The organism is Acinetobacter sp. GD03645, assembly GCF_029845285.1.
In the GTDB taxonomy this organism is placed as follows: domain Bacteria; phylum Pseudomonadota; class Gammaproteobacteria; order Pseudomonadales; family Moraxellaceae; genus Acinetobacter; species Acinetobacter corruptisaponis.
On the sequence record NZ_JAOCLL010000004.1, the window covers coordinates 166,958 to 187,558 of the forward strand.

Sequence of the window (20,601 nt, forward strand, 5' to 3'; positions counted from 1 at the left end):
TTTCCCATGTATATCCCCCGTCATTTACAAAATACGCTTACCAAACTCATGCGGCAATTCCCTGCTGTATTGATTACTGGTCCAAGACAAGTGGGGAAATCTACACTTTTGCAGCATACAGCACATAAGTATCGTTATGTCAGTTTCGATGATCCCTTATTACTCGACCAAGCCAAGCAAGAACCTAATCTATTTTTACTCAATTATCCAAATAATGTGATTTTGGATGAAGTGCAATATGCCCCTGAATTATTCTCTCTATTAAAACTCGCAATCGATAAACAGAAACAAAATGGTATGTTTTTACTCTCAGGTTCGCAAGCATTTGAATTGATGCACAATGTCAGTGAGTCCTTGGCAGGACGGATTGCAATTTTAAAATTATCAGGTTTATCATTACGAGAAATCCAAAAGATTACATTTGATCAAGCTTTTGTCCCAAGTCTAGACTACATCCAACAACGTGAATCTCATTTACAGGAAGTTGATGTATGGAAAACCATTCATCAAGGTTACTTGCCACGGCTGTATGAACAGGAAACAGATTGGGACATTTATTATGCTTCTTACGTTTCCACCTACATTGAACGAGATGTACGTCAACTGACTCATATCAGTAATATTACTGATTTCACGCGGTTCATGGTTGCAATTGCTGCACGAAGTGGTGAGTTGCTTAACTATAGCAGTGTGGCTCAAGATGTCGGGATTTCAGTCGATACGGTAAAACGTTGGGTAACCATTTTACAAACCTCAGGTATTGTTTATTTACTACAACCCTATAGCAATAATCATCTTAAACGTGCCATTAAGACTCCAAAAATCTATATGTTAGATACTGGGTTGATGGCATGGCTAACCAAATGGTTAACCCCTGAAACCATTCAACAAGGGGCGAAAAATGGGCAATTTTTCGAAAGCTTTGTGATGAGTGAAATTATTAAATCTTTCTATAATCAAGGAAAAGAACCACCTATTTACTTTTACCGAGATACCAATCAAAAGGAAATTGATTTACTGATTGAATATGACCAAACCTTATATCCCATAGAAATCAAGATGACTGCCAATCCCAATAAACGTATGGCACAGGCATTTGATATTTTGCGTAATCATTTACCTCACAATGAACTCACCATCGCCCATGGTACAATCATTAATCAATATCCACAAAAGCTATGGCTTGCCGAAAACTTACTCGCGTTACCTTTTAACTTTATTTAAATCCAGTTTAATTTACGATCCAATCGTAAATTAAACTGAGATTAGGCAGCTATCATTATCGCATCGTCACAAACTCTTCCGCAGATGTTGGATGAATCGCAACGGTATTATCAAAATCTTTTTTAGTCGCGCCCATTTTTAAGGCCACCGCAAAACCTTGAAGAATCTCATCCATCCCAAAACCAATTCCATGAATACCGACAATTTTCTCATCTTCACCCACGCAAACCAGTTTCATTTTGGTGGGTTGACGATGTTGAGTCACTGCACTAAACATAGATGTAAATGATGAGTGATAAACTTTTACCGATTGCTGACCATATTGTTCAATGGCTTCTTTTTCGGTAATCCCAACCGTCCCTATAGGTGGATGGCTAAACACCACTGTCGGAATATTGTCATAATCCAAATATTCATCAGGCTTATGATTAAAAAGCCGTTCTGATAATCTTCGACCTGCTGCGACTGCTACAGGCGTAAGCTCCATTTTCCCCGTAATATCACCCACTGCATAGATTCCTACCTGTGATGTATTCTGGAATTGATCCACTTGAATATAACCTCGTTCATCAAGCTGAACATTGGCTTGGTCCAGATTTAGGCTTGCTGTATTCGGCTCTCGTCCAGTTGCCCAGATTAAGTAATCTACTGTATGACTTTCACCATTTTCTAAATGTAGCATCACCGAACCATCAGCATTCTTTGTCACCTTTTTAGGCGTGGCTTGTGTATATACCTTAATACCATCCGTTTGCATCACTTCAACCAAAGTTTCACTGATGAACTGCTCAAAACGACGTATAGGTAAATCCTTACGGATAAACAGCCCAACCTGAGAACCTAAAGCATTCAATACGCCAGCCAACTCAACCGCAATATAACCAGACCCAATCACTGCAACTGTTTTAGGTAAAGCAGGTAATTCAAAGAAACCATTGGAATCAATCCCATGCTCAACTCCCTCAATTTCAGGTAATGATGGCTGAGTTCCCGTGGCAATTAAGATATGATCAGCTGTTAATTCTTCTCCATTCACTTCAATGGTATGTGAATTAATAAAAGTTGCTGTGCCATATATAAGATCAACTTGATTCTTACTTAGGCTATTTTGATAGGATTGGTGAATACGCTCAATATAAGCTTGGCGATTCTTGATCAAGGTGTGCCAATCGAAAGATTCCAACTTACTATTGAACCCATAATCAGGACCATATTTTTGAATGATTTCAGCAATTTGTGCTGCATACCACATGACTTTCTTAGGTACACAGCCAACATTGACACAGGTTCCACCAATCTCAGCCTTTTCAATCAAGGCGCATTTCTTTCCATACATCGCAGCGCGATTTACAGATGCAATCCCACCACTTCCACCACCAATCGCAATATAGTCATAATGTTTTGTCATTATTGCCTCATAAATCAATTACAAGATTATTTTTAAGTTATACATAGATATACAGCAATAATATTCAAAATCTGTACTTGGTTAAGCTTTTTATACAAGAAACTAAAAAGGCACTGATGATTACTCATCAGTGCCCTGCTTTGGGAAAGCTTTTGTATTATTCAGTTGTTACAGCTTCAACTGGTGCTTGTTGTAAAGACTGATCCACGACACCAAATTTCTTAAAGATTTTTGCTCGGCGTTTTGGATAGATATTGGCCTTATTCAGGTCACCCTTGTAATGATCAAATACACGCTTATCCATCATTTTTGACCATAATGGTGGAATTAACGCAGGCAACAGCATACTTGCATAACCACTTGGCAGTTCAGGTGCTTCATCAAAGTGACGCAATGCCTGAAATGGGCGTGTTGGATAAGCATGATGGTCAGAGTGGCGCTGTAACTGATACAGAAACAAGTTGGTCACGATATTGTTATTGTTCCAGCTATGCTCTGGCATAGTACGCTCATATTTACCATTCTTATCTTTCTGGCGTTTCAAACCATAGTGTTCAATATAGTTAATAATCTCGAACAGACTAATCCCATAGAATGCCTGAGTGGCTAAATAAGGAATGACACCTTTACCGAACAGACCAATCATTGAGCCATGAAATGCGGCACTCATTCCCCAGCCTTGCAACAATTCATTTTCAGTAGACCAGAATTCCTTACCTTTACGTTTTAAACGATTGGTTTCAATCTCAACAGCAGATTTAAAAGAACCAATGACTGTACGGGGCCAGAACTCATAGAATGTTTCACCCATCTGGGAAGATGCTGGATCTTCTGGTGTTGCAGCACGTTTATGGTGCCCATAAGGATGCTCTACACGGAAATGGTTATATCCAGTAGGCACAAGGGCCAAATGCGACAGAATATGGTCTATACGGTCATGCTTATGGCTGAGTTCATGTGCGGTATTAATCGCAATACCATTCACTGCTCCCATTGAAATGCCAAGCAAAACCTTATCAATGAAAGATGTTTCTTTACGGCTTGATAGATAACATGCATACACATTGGCTGCATATTGCAACGGGATAAAACTTTTAACTAAACGAGAATAATATGGGTCTTTCTCTAGCAGTTTAATGTCTTCATCTGTTGGGTTGTTTGCGTCCTTACCAATAAGAGTATCAATGGTTGGGATCACAATATGTAGAACGATTGGACCACCCAGCGCAAAAATCTTTTTGAATGGACGAGGAGCAAATTGATAACCTGCTAAAATACCAATGCCGATTGCAGGTAAAGCTGGACTAATTGCCCATAAATAACGTTTACGATCCAATTCAGTTTTTGATTTTGGAATGCTTACTGGCGTAAGTTCTTGCTTCACATTTACTGGCGCATTCATCATCATATCCATGTCTTTGTATATATATGCATATTTTGAGGAATTATGGCTTTCATGACAGTTGCAAGCGTCCAAAAAACCTATGTCAAAGTCTTTGGCATCATCACCCCTGTTTTTGTCCTATAAACACATATTGTGTTCTTGCAGTAGCTCTCTATAATTTAAAATGAATACATAGTTTTAAAATCATATGGATGCTTTAAGTAAAATATTTGCTGATATACATTTAAATCACACTGAATATATCTATTTGAAAACTCAGGGAGAATGGAGTTTTATCTGTCAGGATCAAACGGCCCTGATTGTTTATATTGTTCTGGTGGGTTCCGTTTATATCCAGATTGACACACACAACAGCTTAACAGCCCAGGCGGGTGAAATTGTGGTGATTCCCTCTGGAAAAGCTCATACGGGCGCAGATAATGCCGTGACCAAGCTGGTAAATGCGGTAGATATTTCAAAATTCTTTAATGGACATAAGGATGATGCTGTTGAATTTGGCACTGAATCGGCAGAAAAAAACCTGATTTTAGCAGTACGCTGCCAAATTGATACCATCATGGCACGTCCATTTATTCAGGCATTGCCATCGCTGATTCATATCCAGCACGGAGATACCACTGCACCTGAATGGCTACAGATCGGCCTGCACTTTCTTGCACTGGAAACGCAGAACATTCAGGCTGGACGGGACATTATCATTGACCATCTGGTGAATATCTTACTCATCAAGTGTATTCGGGATCATATCCAGCAAATCTCAACTCAACATGGCTGGCTGAGTGCCTTAAACCACCCCGAACTCAGCAATAGCCTTGCCGCGATTCACAACCATCCAGAAGATGCCTGGACTGTTGAAACTCTTGCTGAACAATGCTGTATGTCACGCTCAAAGTTTGCCAGCTTATTTCATGAGGTTATTGGTGAATCACCACTTGCCTATTTGCAGCAACATCGTATGCGTCTGGCGAGTCAATACTTGCGTAAAAGCAATTATTCCATTCAGCAAATTGCCAATAAAGTGGGGTATTCTTCAGAAACCGCTTTTAGCCAGGCGTTTAAACGCACCTTTGAACTGTCTCCCAAACAATACCGACAACAGTTTGTTGAGGAAGAAAACTAAGCCAATAAAAAAGACACCGAAGTGTCTTTTTTTATATTGAAATTAAACCTAACGTACAATCCCACGTGTCGATTTTTCTAAAGAATCAATCAACAGTTGGGCTTCTGGCACATCATCTAAAATTTCATTACGAATCTGTGCAATAGCCTGTTCAGTGGTCAAACCTGATTTATAAATCAGTTTATAGGCTGTTCTTAAGCCCTGAATCGTATCCCGTGACCAGCCCTTACGTCGCATCCCTTCAATGTTCAAACCATGTGCATGTGCTGGATTACCAGAAGCCAGTACATAAGCTGGCACATCTTTAAGAATAAGCGCAGCACCACCAATCATACTATATGAATCAATACGGCAGAATTGATGGACGCCTGCATTTCCACCAACAATGACATGGTTACCGACATTCACATGCCCTGCAATACCGACATTATTGGCAAAAATATTATGGTCACCAATCATACAGTCATGGGCGATGTGCGTATTCACCATCAACAGGTTGTGACTACCAATTTTGGTCAGGCTCTGATCCTGTACCGTACCCCGATGCAAGGTACAATGTTCACGAATGGAATTGTGATCGCCAATTTCCAGCCAGGTTTCCTCACCCTTGTATTTTAAATCCTGACAAATTTCCCCAATGCTGGAAAACTGGAAAATATCGTTGTTTTTACCAATTCGTGTAAAACCACCAATGACCACATGCGAATGTAACTTTGTACCAGTATCAATACTGACATTTGGCCCAACCACACAATATGGGCCAATCTGTACGTCAGAGGCAATTTTTGCAGACGGGTCAATTATTGCTGTAGGATGTATTAAATTTTGACTAGTCATGTCTGCTCAATTTTTTGGTGGGAAATCATGATCTCGGCTGTTGCAGCAACAATACCGTCAACACTGGCAGTACAATTGTACTTGTAAATACCACGTTTTTGCATCACAAGTTCAGATTTTAAGATAAGCTGGTCACCTGCAACAACCTGTTTCTTAAATCTTATTTTTTCTGCACCAGCAAAAAGAAACAAGGAACCCTCACTCGGCTTCTGATTGGTCAAAACAAAACCCAATATACCTGAAACCTGGGCAAGTGCTTCAATGATGAGTACACCTGGCATAATTGGGTAGGTTGGGAAATGTCCCTGCAAGAACTCTTCATTGATAGATACGTTTTTATAACCGACAATACTGTTCTCAGTGACTCCCGTAACTCGATCGACTAACAGGAAAGGATAACGATGCGGTAAATATTCACGAATGGTAAGAATATCCATCGGTAATTCAGGCATTGTGAATGCTGGAAATGTTGACTCGGTCATAATAAATTATTTACGTAACTTAAGGGTTGATTCAAGGGACTCTAATTGAGCTTGCATATGATCAAGCCTTTTGGTGATCTGGGTCAATGGCACATCTGCTAATTGTCTAAGGCGTACCACAGTTCTTTTCCAGTGACTATTTTCAAACAGTCCAATTCCCGAAGAAAAGGTTCCCGCCTCAGAAATACTTTTTGTGACCATTGACATTCCAGTAAGTGTCACATTATCCGCAATATTTAAATGCCCTGCAACGGCACTACCACCACCGATAATACAGTTTTTGCCAATTCGGACACTTCCAGCAATTGCCGTGTTTGCAGCGATGGCTGTATGTTGACCAATTTGAACGTTATGTGCGATTTGCACAAGGTTATCAATAATGACACCATCTTCCAGAATAGTGTCATCCAAGGCACCACGGTCAATGCTGCAATTTGAACCAACACGGACATCATTACCAATCTGAACCGAACCCAGTTGTGCAATGCGATGCCATTTTCCCTGATAAGGCGCAAAGCCAAACCCTTCTGCACCTATCGCTGTATTGGCATGGATACGGATACGATCCTTAAGCTTGGCAGCCCCTGTAATGGTGACATGTGCATCAATAAAACAGTCCTTGCCAATTTCAACCTGATCATCAATAAAGGCATGGGCCTGAATAATGGTATTGCTGCCCACCACACAGTTTTCACCAATCACCACATAATGACCAATATAGGCATCATCAGCAATGATGGCTGAGGGATGGATTTTAGCAGTACTTGAAATTCCCCTTTGGGTAATTTTCTTTTCAAATATATGGGTCAAAGTCGCAAACGCGAGATAAGGATTATCAACGACAATAAAGTTATTTTTTGAGGAAAGTTGTTGCTTGAGCGCTGCGGTGACAATGTAGGCACCTGCCTGGCTTGCTTCTGCTTGCGATAGGTATTTATCCCCATTCACAAAACAGATATGCTGATTTTGTGCCTGTTCTAAACTTGCTAAATTAAAAACCTGAAAATCTTTTTCACCGAAACACTCACCTTTGACAAGGTGAGCAATTTCTTCTAAACGATAACTACGTCTATTCATTGATTATTTCATTGCATTAACCTTTTGAATCATTTTATCAGTTAAATCATACTGAGCGTCAGAGGCAATCGTAGAATTTTTATTTAAAATAAAATCCAGGTTATTTTCTTTTCTTAATTGTTCAGCGGCCTGCTTCACACGATTCTCAAAATTTGTATTCATCGTTTGCAAAGTCGTCTGTACTTTGGTCTGTAGACCTTGTTGAGTCGTATTAAACTCATTGACCTTGGCCTGATACTGGCCACTTAATTTCTGTAAATCAGCCTGATTAGCGGACTGGGCTTTTTGCTGCAAACTTTCAATCTCTTTACCTAACTGTTCCAGTTTAGCTGAAGTCGGTTTAACTGATTGACCCAAGCTGTCATTTTGCTGTTTTAAATAGGTACTGCTCTCAACGACCTTAGCCAGGTCCACAACACCTATACCACCCGCGTTTGCGACTGCTGAAACCGTTAATCCTAAACCTAACATAAGCATTGTTAATGTTTTCATTATTACATCCCTTATCTGTTTTGCAGAGTTCAAACTGAGGTCGTACTTAGAATGTACGACCGATTTCAAATTGGATTGATTTGGTATCATCGCCTTTCTTGTCATTCAGTGGGAATGCATAACTCAACGATAATGGACCAATCATGGTAATCCATGTAAAGCCAACACCCACACTGTAGCGCATGTTGTCAAAATTAAAATTGTAGTTGTCCTTACAGTACTGCTTGATATCAACATTGCTACTGTTCACCAAAATGTTACCACTTGGCACATCACACTTGGTGTCAAATACCTGCGCACCCTCGGCAAACAATACTGGCCGAACCTGACGTGCCCAGTCACCTTTAAATGGTAATGGCAACGCCAACTCTGTACCAAACTGAACCAGTGCGTTACCACCCACTTCTTCAGGATCTGGATCGCTTTGGCCAGTTTCCTGGAAAATTACACTTGGATATTTAGGTCCCAGTGAGCTGTTATCATAACCACGAACCGATCCATAACCACCAGCATAGAAGTTCTTATAGAATGGCAAGTCATTACCATAGCCCAGCTTGCCATAACCGCGCAGTACAAATCCGCCCCATAATGGCATGAATGCCTGAGCATCATAAGTAAGTTTTTGGTAATCAACATCACTGCCTGGAATACCAACTTCAAGACCTACACGATGTGACATACCTGAGGTTGGGAAAATTGGTCTGTTCAAAGTATTGTATGACCAGCCCAAGTTTAAGGTATAGGTCAGGAACTCACCTTCAAAGGCATTATCGTAGGTAATTTCCCCGCCTGGATTACACTCACCTGTATATTTTCCATCAGCATCTTTCGCCCATTGGTCTTCAGGGCAATACGTCGCACTACCTGTCGCCTTACCGCCATTTGCTAAAAGATAATCACGAATATAGGTTGAAACGCTTGGACCCGTTCTTACCTTGGTCTGGTCAATACCAATAGACGCACTTAAACTTTGGTTTTCATCAATCGGGTAACCGAAACTCAAACTTCCACCAACACTGTCAGTGACATAGTTATTGACGTTATAGTCCTTGTTTAACTTGGTTTTACGATAATAAACGTTGTAGCCGCGGCTCACACCGTCGATGGTGAAGTATGGATCAGTCACACTGAGGTTATAGTAATCCTGTGTTTCTGAACGGGACAGGTCAATCGCAACACGATTACCAGTTCCCATAAAGTTGGTTTGACTGAGCCCAGCCTGGAATGTGACACCGCCATTTTGAGAATAACCAACCGCAAGTGTGGTTGTACCAGAATGTTGCTCCTCAACATTGACATTCAAGTCAACTTGGTCAGGTGAGTTTGGCACGCGAACAGGTTTGACATCAACCGTTTTAAAGAAGCCTGTACGTTCCAAACGCACTTTGGACAAGTCAATTTTTTCATTACTTGCCAATGCGCCTTCCATTTGACGCATTTCACGACGCAACACTTCATCGGCCGTTTTACTGTTGCCTGTAAAGTTGATACGACGTACAGTGACTTGCTGACCTGGGTTGATATAGTAATTGAGGTTGACAATACCTGTCTGGTTATTGATCTCAGGTACGATATTTACCTCAGCGTAGTAATAGCCTGCATTACCATACTTACGGAGCAACAGTTGCTTAACCGCGTTTACTTTTTCCTGTGAATAGGTTTCACCATCTTTATACAGCTTAAGCATCTGCAATTCTTCTGGCTTATATAGTGCATCGCCCAGAAACTTGGTTTCACCAAACTTAAACTGGCCACCTTCGTCAACCGAAACCTCAATGAAGATATGCTTTTTATCCTCACTGATATTAAGTTGAGAGTTAATAATATTAAAGTTGATATAACCCTTGTTTAGGTAGAGGGCACGTAAAGCCTCAAGACTTGCCGCCATTTTCTCACGCGCATAGCGGTCATTACGGGTTACAACAGAGGCCCAGCCACTTTCCTTAACGGCAAATACCTGTTTGATATCACTGTCACTAAAAACAGTATTACCAATAATATTAATGTCAAAAACTTTTGCAGCCGTACCTTCATTAAAGTTTAGCTTCAACTCAACGCGGTTGTTTGGACGAGCAACCGTTTCCACAGTCACATCGGCATCATAACGACCTTGCTGGGTATATTGCTGTTCCAGCTCCGTTTCGATGGTTTGCAGGGCTGACTTTTTAAAGACCTCACCCTCAGCAATACCCATCTTCTTTAAGCCCTGCTCCAAGGCTTCTTTCGGAATGAGTTTATTGCCCTTGAATTCAAGCTTGGAAATGACTGGACGTTCAACAACCTTAAAAACCAGAACGTCTTTTTCTTTATAAGCCTTGATATCATCAAACAAGCCTGACGCATATAGGGTACGGATTGCCTCAGCGATCATTGGATCACTTACTCTATCGCCACTATTTATTGGTAACATCGAATAAATACTTGCAGGTGTTAAACGCACTAGGCCATCAATTCGTATATCTCGTGCAAGAAACTCATCTGCTGCGTATGCTTGTTGTACCACTGCCATCGCACTAACCAGTGCCAAAGGCATTAATAAATGTGTGTGACGCATGCCCATATATTTTCCAGTAAGTTAAATTCCATTTGCGTTTTTATAAACGCATGAAGTCGTTAAATAAAGCCAAAAGCATCATGCTACCGAGCAGTACCATACCAACTTTTAGACCAAATATCTGTATTTGTTCAGAAACAGGTTTGCCACGAATGGCTTCAATAAAGTAATACACCAAATGACCACCATCCAGCATCGGGATTGGAAGCAAGTTGAGGATGCCCAGACTGACACTCATCAAGGCCATAAATGAGATAAAGGTTTGCCACCCCATTTCAGCGCTTTGTCCAGCCACTTTGGCAATGGTAATTGGTCCTGACAAATTATCCAGTCCAATTAAGCCACGCACCATCTTGGTGATTGAGTTAAAGATCATGCCCGAAAGCTGTGTGGTTTTATCTACCGCAACACCCAACGCTTCGATCGGTGAATACTGAATGGTTTGCTTGTATTCAGCAGGAATGGTGATCTTGCCCGCGTCACTTTTCACCCCCAGCACACCTGTGGTATTGCCCATATTGTCACGCTGACCTTGTGGCATCACCTGCAAATGCACCAGTTGTCCCTGACGCATCACATCAATGTTTAAAAGTTTTTCAGGTGAATTCTGAACCACATCAACCACATCAAACCAGTCTTTCATGGCAACATTGTCAATTGCCACGATACGATCACCGACTTTCATTCCCTGACGTGAAGCGGCACCATCTGCACTTAATTCTTTCACGGTTGCAGGAATGACTGGACGATAAGGCAAGAAGCCCAGTATATCCAAAGGTGACTGGCTTTGATCTTTCAGGAAATCCTTGATTGGTAAACTAAACTGCTTTTCAGTACCTGCACGATCAACATTGATGGAAACTTGCCCTGTCTCTCCCACACGATTGACCAAGGTATAATTCAGTTTTTCCCATGTTGGCGTTGTTTGACCATCAACAGCCAGAATTTTGTCACCCACTTGCAAATCAGCCTGCGCTGCGGGAGTGTTGGGGATAATCTTGCCAATACGGGTATTTAGCTGTTCCTGGGCTGGTAAAAATAAAACCCAGAACAACAACACGGCAAAAATAAGATTGATCAATGGACCCGCTGCAACGATGGCAATACGCTTCCACGGAGACTGACGGTTAAAGGCGTAAGGCAAGTCCTTTTCAGCGACATTGCCCTCACGCTCGTCCAGCATTTTGACATAGCCTCCTAAAGGCAATGCCGAAAGCTGATACTGGATTCCAGATTTTTTAGACTGCCATTTCAGCAAGGTTGGGCCAAAGCCGATCGAATACACCAGAACCTTGACGCCAAGTTTACGCGCCACCCAATAATGGCCAAACTCATGAATTGCAATCAGTGGACCAAGTAATAAAATCGCTGCAACAATCATAAATAGTGCATTCATACGATTTAGCCTCCCATATCCACAATATACTTCTCTGCAACCTGTCTAGCGATCATATCAGTCTGTAAAATGATGTCTATGTCTTCTGCTTTGGCATTTTGTACAACTTGCAAGGTGTTCTCGACAATTTGAGCAATCTCAGTAAAGCGAATTTTTTGCTGCAAAAATGCAGCTACCGCAATTTCATTTGCTGCATTTAATATTGTAGGCGCCAAACCACCTGCCCGCATGGCCTGACGAGCCAAATCCAATGCTGGAAACTTAACAATATCAGGTTGCTGAAAATTCAATTGAGCAGTCTCAAACAAGTTTAACGCAGGAACATCTGTTGCCAGACGTTTTGGCCAAGCCAATGCATGTGCAATTGGTGTGCACATATCAGGGTTACCCATTTGTGCCAAAGTTGATCCATCCACATATTGCACCATGGAATGAATAATACTTTGTGGATGAACCACGACTGTAACAAAATGTTCTGATATTGAAAACAAATGACACGCTTCAATCAATTCCAGCCCTTTATTCATTAAAGTCGCAGAATCAACCGAAATCTTTTGTCCCATAGACCAGTTTGGATGTTTACATGCCTGTTGTGGCGTTACATCATGCAATTGTTCTAATGAATGGTTGAGAAATGGCCCACCAGAAGCGGTCAGTAAAATTCGGGAAACACCCAGCTGGGGCTGGCCTGTCCTCTCAGCATTTAAATAATCATGCGGCAAAGACTGGAAAATCGCATTATGTTCAGAATCGACGGGTAGTAACAGTGCATTATGCTCACGGGCAGCCTGCATCATGATGTCGCCAGACATGACCAAAGATTCCTTATTGGCAAGCAAGACACGCTTACCTGTCTTGACTGCGGCAAGGGTTGGCAACAAGCCTGCCGCACCAACAATCGCAGCCATGACGATGTCAACATCGGCATGCTCAGCAATGCTGATCAAGCCTGCTTCATCAGTCAGAATTTCAATATGTTTTAAATTTTCTTCATTTAGACGTTGTTGTAACTCAAATGTTTTTTCATTCGGCACCACAACAATTTTTGGATGATATTTTTTACAAATTTCCAAAAGCTCATCCAAACGACTATATGCAGAAACTGCAAATACAGTGTAATCGTCTGGATGCTGTTCCAATACTTTTAAAGTACTTTTTCCAATTGAACCCGTTACACCCAATATGCAAACAGCTTGAGTCATTTAAAGATCTACACCAATCAGTTTTAAAATATATATACCCGTAGCAAAAATGGGTGCTGCCGCAAGCAGTGAATCAATACGATCCAGCACACCACCATGACCTGGCAACACACGGCCAGAATCCTTAATCCCTGCACGACGCTTGATCATGGATTCAAACAGGTCACCCAGCACTGATGCAAACACGGTAATGACCGAAAGAATCAGGAATAAAATAAGCTGCAATGCGGTTAAATTTAAATAGGAATATTGTACAACCAGCATAATAATCACTGTTGTGGCGATACCACCGTATAAACCTTCAACGGATTTATTTGGACTGACTTTCGGGGCAAGTTTCTTTTTACCAAACTTACGGCCAACAAAGTAGGCACCGCTGTCAGCGCCCCAAACCAATAGGAATAAATACATCAGCCACCACGGTGAACTATGCCATACCGCATAAATTGCGGTAACAGCGGCTGAAATTAAAATAAATCCAATCAAGTGAAGCGAGACGTTGTACCAGTTATCAGCATCAGGGAAGTTTTTAACCCAGTAAATGCTCACCAGCCAGGTAAGAATGGATGCAGCCCAAAGCAGTAAGGCAACATCATTAAAAAACAATGCCAGTGTTGATACCAGTGCAACACAACCACCATATACCCAGGCCTTAGGTTTTGAGACAGTCGCCGACGCCTGTGGCATCAATTTAAACCACTCGTAGCCTGCAACCCCTGCCGCTAAAATCATAAGCATGAACATTGGATAATGTGATTGCGTTGCAAACATGCAACTTAGAACAACTGCAACTAATACCAATGCGGTAATTATCCGCTCTAACATTATTAATTCTCTATTTTCGCTTGTTGAATCTGTTCGGATGTCTTGCCAAAACGTCGCTCACGCCCTGAGAAAATACGAAATGCATGATCCAACTCTTGAATGGTAAATTCTGGCCACAATGTATCGGTAAAATACAATTCAGCATAGGCCGCCTGCCAAAGCAGGAAATTAGACAAACGATAGTCTCCCCCTGTACGGATCAACAAATCGACAGCAGGTAGATCATTTAGACTGACATATTTATCAAATAAATCAACATTTATCTGATCTATTTGGAGTTTTCCAGCAAGTGTATCCTGAGCAATGGTTTTTGCGGCATGGGCCATATCCCACATGCCACCATAACTGATCGCAATGGTCAGCGCCATGGAATCAAAAGTTGCTGTTTTCTGTTCTGCATACTGCATTAAATCACGTAATTCACTGGAGAGTTTGGAACGGTCTCCAATGAAGCGAAGTGAAATGTTGAATTTCTCCATACGTGGCAATTGCTCGTGAATGGTTTCTTCCAACAATTTCATGAGTAAATCGACTTCGTACTGCGGACGCTTCCAGTTTTCACTTGAGAATGCAAACACAGTTAAGGCTTTTACACCGACGTGTTTACAGTGCTCAACAATGGGGTCAAGGATATTTTTTCCTTCACGGTGCCCATCGCCTTTTTGCATCTGATTTTTTTTGGCAAAACGGTTGTTGCCATCCATAATGATGGCAACATGCTGGGGAAGAAGTTGTTCTTCTTGTGAGGTCATATAATCAGACCTTCATCAATTCTGCTTCTTTGGCTGCAAGACGTTTGTCCACTTCCGCAACAAACTTGTCGGTGATTTTCTGGATATCCTCACCTGCACGGCGTTCGTCATCTTCAGAAATTTCTTTTTCTTTCAGTAGTGCCTTGATGTCACCCAAAACGTCACGACGGATGTTACGGATGGCAACCTTGGCATTCTCCGCTTCTGAACGGGCAACTTTCTGCATGTCACGGCGGGTTTCTTCTGTTAAAGCAGCCAACGGCACACGAATAGAGTCGGTGGTAATCGGGTTTAAGCCCAAGTCACTTTCGCGGATTGCCTTGTCAATCGCAGACACCATGTTACGTTCAAATGGCTGAACAATTAAGGTACGTGAATCTTCAACACCCACGTTCGCCACCTGATTCAGTGGAACATCCGAACCATAGTAAGGAACCATCACGCCATTTAAGATAGATGGGTGAGCACGTCCAGTACGAACTTTTGCAAAACCCTGTTCCAAAGACTCAAGGGTTTTCTGCATGCGCTGTTCGCTGTCTTTTTTGAGATCGTTAATCATATGATCTTCCTTACTTATTCCTGAGGTATTACAAAATATTTAACGTAGTATAAAGAGCTTTCTGGCTCACGTATATTAATTCGTAACGTGAGTCCCTTCTTTTTCACCCATCACAACAGAAAGCAATGCGCCAGACTTGTTCATATCAAACACCTGCAATGGCACATTATGGTCACGGCATAGGCAAATTGCAGTTAAATCCATCACACCAAGCTTTTCATCCAAGACCTGATCGAAAGTTAAATTGTCATATTTAACCGCATCTTCATATTTACTTGGGTCCTTGTTATAAACGCCGTCAACCTTGGTTGCTTTCAGAATCAAGTTTGCTTCAATTTCGATACCGCGTAAACAAGCGGCTGTGTCAGTGGTGAAGAATGGATTACCTGTTCCCGCAACAAACACACAAACTTCACCCTGACTTAAATGACGAATGGCATCGCGGCTAGAATAAGATTCTACTACTGTGCCGATTGACAATGCTGACATTAAACGGGTCTTGATATTACGGCGTACCAATGCATCACGCATTGCCAAACCATTCATCACAGTTGCCAACATACCCATTTGGTCACCTGTTACACGACCAACCAGACCATCTTTCTGCAACTGGCTACCACGGTATAAGTTACCACCACCAACAACGATACCCACCTGCACACCCAAGCCAACCAGGTGGGCAATAGAAAGTGACATTTGATCCAGTACCTGGGCATCAATACCCATATCTTTATTTCCAGCTAAAGCCTCACCAGAAAGCTTGAGCAAAATGCGTGCATAACGTGGATTCTTAGAAGCTGACATACCTTTACTCCAAACCGATCAATCTCAAAATTTTCTTTATATCTTGTGTTAAGCAGATTTAACCTGAATTAACCTTGCAAATAAATCGTATTCATCTGCATCAGTAATTTCGACTTCAAGCAGGTCGCCTGCCTTAATCATGCTCTTATCAATATCTTCAACAAATACATTGCCATCAATTTCTGGTGCGTCCGCATAAGAACGGGCAACCGCAACTGGGAATTCTTCTTCCAGGCTATCCACCAATACAGTCATCGTCTGACCAATACGCTTTTGCAGTTTTGCCGCTGAAATTTCCTGCTGAACTTCCATGAAACGCTCATAGCGCTCTTGCTTGATTTCTTCAGGCACATGGTCTGGAAGATCATTGGCCGTTGCACCCTCTACAGGTGAATAGGTAAAGCAACCGACACGGTCAAGCTGTGCCTCTTTCAACCAATCCAACAGTATTTGGAAGTCCTCTTCAGTTTCACCTGGAAAGCCAACCACAAATGTTGAACGAATCACCAATTCAGGGCATTTTTCCCGCCACAATTTAAGGCGTTCCAAGGTATTTTCACTGTGGGCTGGTCGCTTCATCAATTTTAAGATGCGCGGACTGGCATGTTGAAAAGGGATATCTAAATAAGGCAGGATTTTACCTTGCGCCATCAGGTCAATGGCTGCATCGACATGCGGATATGGATAGACATAGTGTAAGCGCACCCAAATTCCAAGTTGTCCCAATGCTTCACACATATCGTAGAACTTGGTTTTAACGGGTTGGCCGTTCCAGAAATCCAGCTTATATTTGGTGTCCACACCATAAGCGGAGGTATCCTGGGAAATGACCAGAACTTCTTTTACACCCGCACGTTTCAATGCTGCCGCTTCATCCAGCACCTTTCCAACTGGACGCGAAACAAGGTCTCCACGCATGCTTGGGATGATGCAGAATGTACAGCGGTGATTACAGCCTTCTGATATTTTGAGATAAGCATAATGCTTCGGTGTTAAACGCACACCCTGCTCAGGAACCAGGTCAATAAACGGATTGTGCTTTGGTGGTGCAGGCACATATTCATGCACTGCCTCCATCACGTCCTGATAGGCCGCCGCACCTGTCACTTTCAGTACATTTGGGTGCATTTGGCGGATTTTATCTTCATCTTTGCCCAAACAGCCCGTGACGATCACACGACCATTCTCGCTCATGGCCTCACCAATCGCATCCAGCGACTCTTGTACCGCAGACTCAATAAAACCACAGGTATTAACAACAACCAGGTCCGCACCGTCATAATCTGATGCCACTTGATAACCTTCAGTTTTTAACTGGGTTAAAATTCGTTCAGAATCTACCAATGCCTTAGGACAACCTAAAGATACAAAACCGACTTTGGGGGTCTTCATGAATCTGCGCTCCACTTGAATCGGCGTATTGTATGACTTTTCGAGTGATAAAAACAGGTGGGGATTGCACAGTTTAATCAATGCACCAAAATACAACCAATATTTTAAATAAAATCCTACATCGCACCAATTTAGAACATTATAAAATCCAGATAAAACCGCATCTATGTGAAAAATACAGCATAAACGGCATATCTTTTAACTAAGTTGTTGAAATTTAGCCTATCAAAAGTTGGCTTATATTTTGCATTACATAAACCTTAGACATGAATGGCTATTCATTTATACATATATTTATTGCGCCATTTTAATACAGGACGATTCACAAATGGATCAACACCACACTATCGACTATCGACTCCTAGTAGATAATTTAACGACTGCCATTTTATTGGTCGATAGTAAGCTTAATATTTTTTATTTAAACTCCGCTTGTGAAGCATTATTTGATGTCAGCTTACTACGTGCATCAGGTCAACCTGTCTTAAATTTACTGCATGCCCACGATGATACCTTTAATACCCACGAAGCTTTACTCAACACCTTAGAAAGTGGACAACATTACACACGTCGCGAAGCGGTAATCAATGTAAATTTCAAACCGATTCATGTGGACTATACAGTTTCACAGCTTAATACAGGAAAGAGCTACCATCCCCTGTTATTGATTGAGCTGAACCCAATTGATCGGATGCTGAAAATTTCCAAGGAAGAAAATCTGGTTCAACAGCATCAGGTTGCCCGCCAGCTTGTCCGTGGTGTGGCACATGAAATCAAGAACCCTTTGGCAGGGATACGTGGTGCAACACAGTTACTGGCACGTAGTTTAAGTGATGAAAGCTATCGGGAATTTACCGACATTATTATTAGCGAAGTGGATCGTTTAACCAATCTGGCAGACACCATGCTTGGTTCACGTCAGTTACCAAGCTATGAGCTGGTCAATGTGCATGAGCCACTCGAACGCGTTCGTTCACTTATCGTCAACCAGACCAAGAAAAAAATTAAGATCACCCGCGATTATGACCTTTCCCTGCCTGATGTGATGGCAGATCGTGATCAACTGATTCAGGTCATGCTGAATATCAGCGTCAATGCGGTACAGGCCATGACCGAAAATAAAAGTTTCTTTGTCGATTCAGAACCTGAATTAATTCTAAGAACTCGTATTCAACGTTTAGTCACTATTAATGGTGTACTGAATCGATCTACAGTTCGTGTTGATATTGAGGACAATGGGCCTGGTGTGCCAGAAAGTATCTTAGAGTCAGTGTTTTATCCACTTGTGACTGGACGGGCAAAGGGAACAGGGCTTGGCCTCAGTATCGCGCAAAACATCATGCATCAACATAACGGAATGATCGAATGTCAGTCCGTTCCAGGAAAAACCGTATTTAGCTTATATCTACCTTGGGAGTCAGACCGTGTCACGAAATAAAATTTGGGTAATCGATGACGATCGTGCCATGCGCTGGGTACTCGAAAAGACTTTTAAAGAAGAAGGTTTTGACGTTACCAATTTTGAAGAAGCACAAACAGCGCTGGAACGTCTACATGATGATGCCCCTGATGTCATCTTGACTGATATCCGCATGCCTGGAATTGATGGCTTAACTTTTCTGTCCAAAGTGAAGAACACCCATCCAGACCTGCCTGTGATTATCATGACCGCCCACTCTGACTTGGAGTCAGCGGTATCAAGTTACCAGACTGGTGCTTTTGAGTACCTGCCAAAGCCTTTTGATATTGATGAGGCATTGGCATTGGTCAATCGTGCCATTTTGCATATCACCAAGCTTCAACAACAGGAAGCCACCAAAGCGGCGGCGGCTGCACCATTACAATCCACTGAGATTATCGGTGAATCACCTGCAATGCAGGAAGTGTTCCGTGCCATTGGACGTTTATCACAATCGCATATCACTGTATTGATTAATGGTGAGTCAGGTACAGGTAAAGAGCTGGTTGCCCATGCATTGCATAAGCATTCACCACGCCGTGCCAAACCTTTTATTGCGCTGAATATGGCGGCAATTCCAAAAGACTTGATTGAAACCGAGTTGTTTGGTCACGAAAAAGGTGCATTTACAGGTGCAAACACCCAGCATCAAGGGCGTTTTGAGCAAGCCAATGGTGGCACATTATTCCTGGATGAAATTGGTGATATGCCATTTGAAACCCAGACACGTCTACTCCGTGTACTTGCGGATGGAGAGTTCTATCGTGTCGGTGGTCACATTCCAGTAAAAGTCGATGTGCGTATTGTCGCGGCAACCCATCAGGACCTGGAAAAGCTGGTCAATGAAGGCCGTTTCCGTGAAGACTTGTATCATCGCCTCAACGTAATCCGTATTCACATTCCTAAACTTGCCCATCGTAGTGAAGACATTCCGATGCTGGCACAGCACTTTCTGGCGCGTGCAGGCAAGGAACTCGGCGTAAGTCCAAAAATCCTACGCACTGAAACAACGGATTATATGCAACAGCTACCGTGGCCAGGCAACGTTCGTCAGCTAGAAAATACCTGCCGCTGGTTGACAGTGATGATCACGGGTCGTGAGGTTTATCCTGAGGATTTACCTGCCGAGCTTAAACAGGTCTCGATCCAGAAAGCAACAAGTGATGCTGTGCAGCCAACAGCGGCCAGCCCAGCACTGTCTGAACGTATTGCAGTGCATCATTGGGATGAGTTGTTGGGTCAATGGGCCATTCAAAAGCTAAAAAATGGTGAAATGAAAATTCTGGATATTGCCACACCGATGTTTGAACGCACATTGATTAATGCCGCACTCCAGCAAACACGTGGACGTAAACGTCATGCCGCTGAGCTTTTGGGTTGGGGACGCAATACCCTGACACGTAAACTCAAGGAACTTGGAATGGATTCATCTGAAGATGATGATGACGAGGAAGTTCGTCCAGCCTAGCAGCCCTAAGCCATTAAAAAAGCGAGCAAATCATGTCTCGCTTTTTTAATATCAGGAGGATTTGCAACACTCATCAACTTCATAGCCATACAATGTATATGGTTTTTGCTATAATACAGATCACCCAACCCACTTCTCTTGAATA

General features: G+C 42.2%; 18 protein-coding genes. 4 read left to right on the plus strand and 14 right to left on the minus strand.

Going from position 1 to position 20,601, the window contains the following annotated elements; all coding sequences use genetic code 11:
* Positions 1–6: 6 nt before the first annotated feature.
* Complete coding sequence (locus N5J47_RS04695; protein ID WP_279959012.1) at positions 7–1,224, plus strand: ATP-binding protein; 1,218 nt, start codon at positions 7–9, stop codon at positions 1,222–1,224.
* A gap of 55 nt (positions 1,225–1,279) precedes the next feature.
* Here N5J47_RS04695 and gorA read toward each other — a convergent pair whose 3' ends face one another.
* Together gorA and N5J47_RS04705 are read right to left on the minus strand one after the other, a co-directional pair.
* Entirely contained in the window at positions 1,280–2,632 is a 1,353-nt protein-coding gene (gene gorA, locus N5J47_RS04700; RefSeq protein WP_279959011.1) for a glutathione-disulfide reductase, read from the minus strand.
* A gap of 157 nt (positions 2,633–2,789) precedes the next feature.
* The gene (locus tag N5J47_RS04705; protein ID WP_279959010.1) at positions 2,790–4,034 is read right to left on the minus strand and encodes an alkane 1-monooxygenase; all 1,245 of its coding nucleotides are present in this window, start codon (positions 4,032–4,034) and stop codon (positions 2,790–2,792) included.
* A 190-nt stretch (positions 4,035–4,224) separates the two neighbouring features.
* Between N5J47_RS04705 and N5J47_RS04710 the strand changes: the two genes are divergently transcribed.
* Positions 4,225–5,157, plus strand: a complete 933-nt coding sequence (locus tag N5J47_RS04710; RefSeq protein WP_267979450.1) for an AraC family transcriptional regulator — start codon at positions 4,225–4,227, stop codon at positions 5,155–5,157.
* Between the two features lie 48 nt (positions 5,158–5,205).
* On the opposite strand, the gene lpxA is transcribed toward N5J47_RS04710, so the two are convergent.
* From lpxA to rimO, 12 genes are all read right to left on the minus strand, one after another.
* Positions 5,206–5,994: an acyl-ACP--UDP-N-acetylglucosamine O-acyltransferase gene (gene lpxA, locus N5J47_RS04715; RefSeq protein WP_279959009.1), complete on the minus strand. Its 789-nt coding sequence runs from the start codon at positions 5,992–5,994 to the stop codon at positions 5,206–5,208.
* Positions 5,991–6,476 (minus strand): 3-hydroxyacyl-ACP dehydratase FabZ, encoded by a 486-nt coding sequence (fabZ, locus tag N5J47_RS04720; protein WP_010589348.1) that lies wholly within the window; start codon positions 6,474–6,476, stop codon positions 5,991–5,993. The genes lpxA and fabZ overlap by 4 nt, the downstream gene beginning before the upstream one ends.
* A 6-nt stretch (positions 6,477–6,482) precedes the next feature.
* Positions 6,483–7,553: a UDP-3-O-(3-hydroxymyristoyl)glucosamine N-acyltransferase gene (gene lpxD, locus N5J47_RS04725; protein WP_279959008.1), complete on the minus strand. Its 1,071-nt coding sequence runs from the start codon at positions 7,551–7,553 to the stop codon at positions 6,483–6,485.
* 3 nt (positions 7,554–7,556) lie between these two features.
* Complete coding sequence (locus tag N5J47_RS04730; protein ID WP_267979452.1) at positions 7,557–8,045, minus strand: OmpH family outer membrane protein; 489 nt, start codon at positions 8,043–8,045, stop codon at positions 7,557–7,559.
* Positions 8,046–8,091: 46 nt separating this feature from the next.
* Positions 8,092–10,605, minus strand: a complete 2,514-nt coding sequence (bamA, locus tag N5J47_RS04735; protein WP_279959007.1) for an outer membrane protein assembly factor BamA — start codon at positions 10,603–10,605, stop codon at positions 8,092–8,094.
* Between the two features lie 34 nt (positions 10,606–10,639).
* A complete protein-coding gene (gene rseP / locus N5J47_RS04740) occupies positions 10,640–11,995 on the minus strand; it encodes an RIP metalloprotease RseP (RefSeq protein WP_279959006.1) in 1,356 nt (451 codons plus the stop codon).
* A 5-nt stretch (positions 11,996–12,000) separates the two neighbouring features.
* Positions 12,001–13,197: a 1-deoxy-D-xylulose-5-phosphate reductoisomerase gene (gene ispC / locus N5J47_RS04745; RefSeq protein ID WP_279959005.1), complete on the minus strand. Its 1,197-nt coding sequence runs from the start codon at positions 13,195–13,197 to the stop codon at positions 12,001–12,003.
* On the minus strand, positions 13,198–14,022 hold the full coding sequence (locus N5J47_RS04750; RefSeq protein WP_279959004.1) for a phosphatidate cytidylyltransferase: 825 nt from the start codon (positions 14,020–14,022) through the stop codon (positions 13,198–13,200). It lies immediately after the preceding gene.
* Between the two features lie 2 nt (positions 14,023–14,024).
* Positions 14,025–14,774, minus strand: coding sequence for a polyprenyl diphosphate synthase (uppS, locus tag N5J47_RS04755; protein WP_279959003.1), 750 nt, complete (start codon positions 14,772–14,774; stop codon positions 14,025–14,027).
* 4 nt (positions 14,775–14,778) lie between these two features.
* Entirely contained in the window at positions 14,779–15,333 is a 555-nt protein-coding gene (gene frr / locus N5J47_RS04760; RefSeq protein ID WP_004677618.1) for a ribosome recycling factor, read from the minus strand.
* Positions 15,334–15,408: 75 nt separating this feature from the next.
* A complete protein-coding gene (gene pyrH / locus N5J47_RS04765; protein WP_004677620.1) occupies positions 15,409–16,137 on the minus strand; it encodes a UMP kinase in 729 nt (242 codons plus the stop codon).
* 48 nt (positions 16,138–16,185) lie between these two features.
* Entirely contained in the window at positions 16,186–17,529 is a 1,344-nt protein-coding gene (rimO, locus tag N5J47_RS04770; RefSeq protein ID WP_279959002.1) for a 30S ribosomal protein S12 methylthiotransferase RimO, read from the minus strand.
* A 328-nt stretch (positions 17,530–17,857) separates the two neighbouring features.
* Between rimO and glnL the strand changes: the two genes are divergently transcribed.
* The gene (gene glnL / locus N5J47_RS04775; RefSeq protein WP_279959001.1) at positions 17,858–18,967 is read left to right on the plus strand and encodes a nitrogen regulation protein NR(II); all 1,110 of its coding nucleotides are present in this window, start codon (positions 17,858–17,860) and stop codon (positions 18,965–18,967) included.
* Positions 18,954–20,456 carry a nitrogen regulation protein NR(I) gene (gene glnG / locus N5J47_RS04780; RefSeq protein ID WP_279959000.1) on the plus strand — a complete coding sequence of 501 codons (1,503 nt, stop codon included), beginning with the start codon at positions 18,954–18,956 and terminating at the stop codon, positions 20,454–20,456. The genes glnL and glnG overlap by 14 nt, the downstream gene beginning before the upstream one ends.
* Positions 20,457–20,601: the final 145 nt, after the last annotated feature.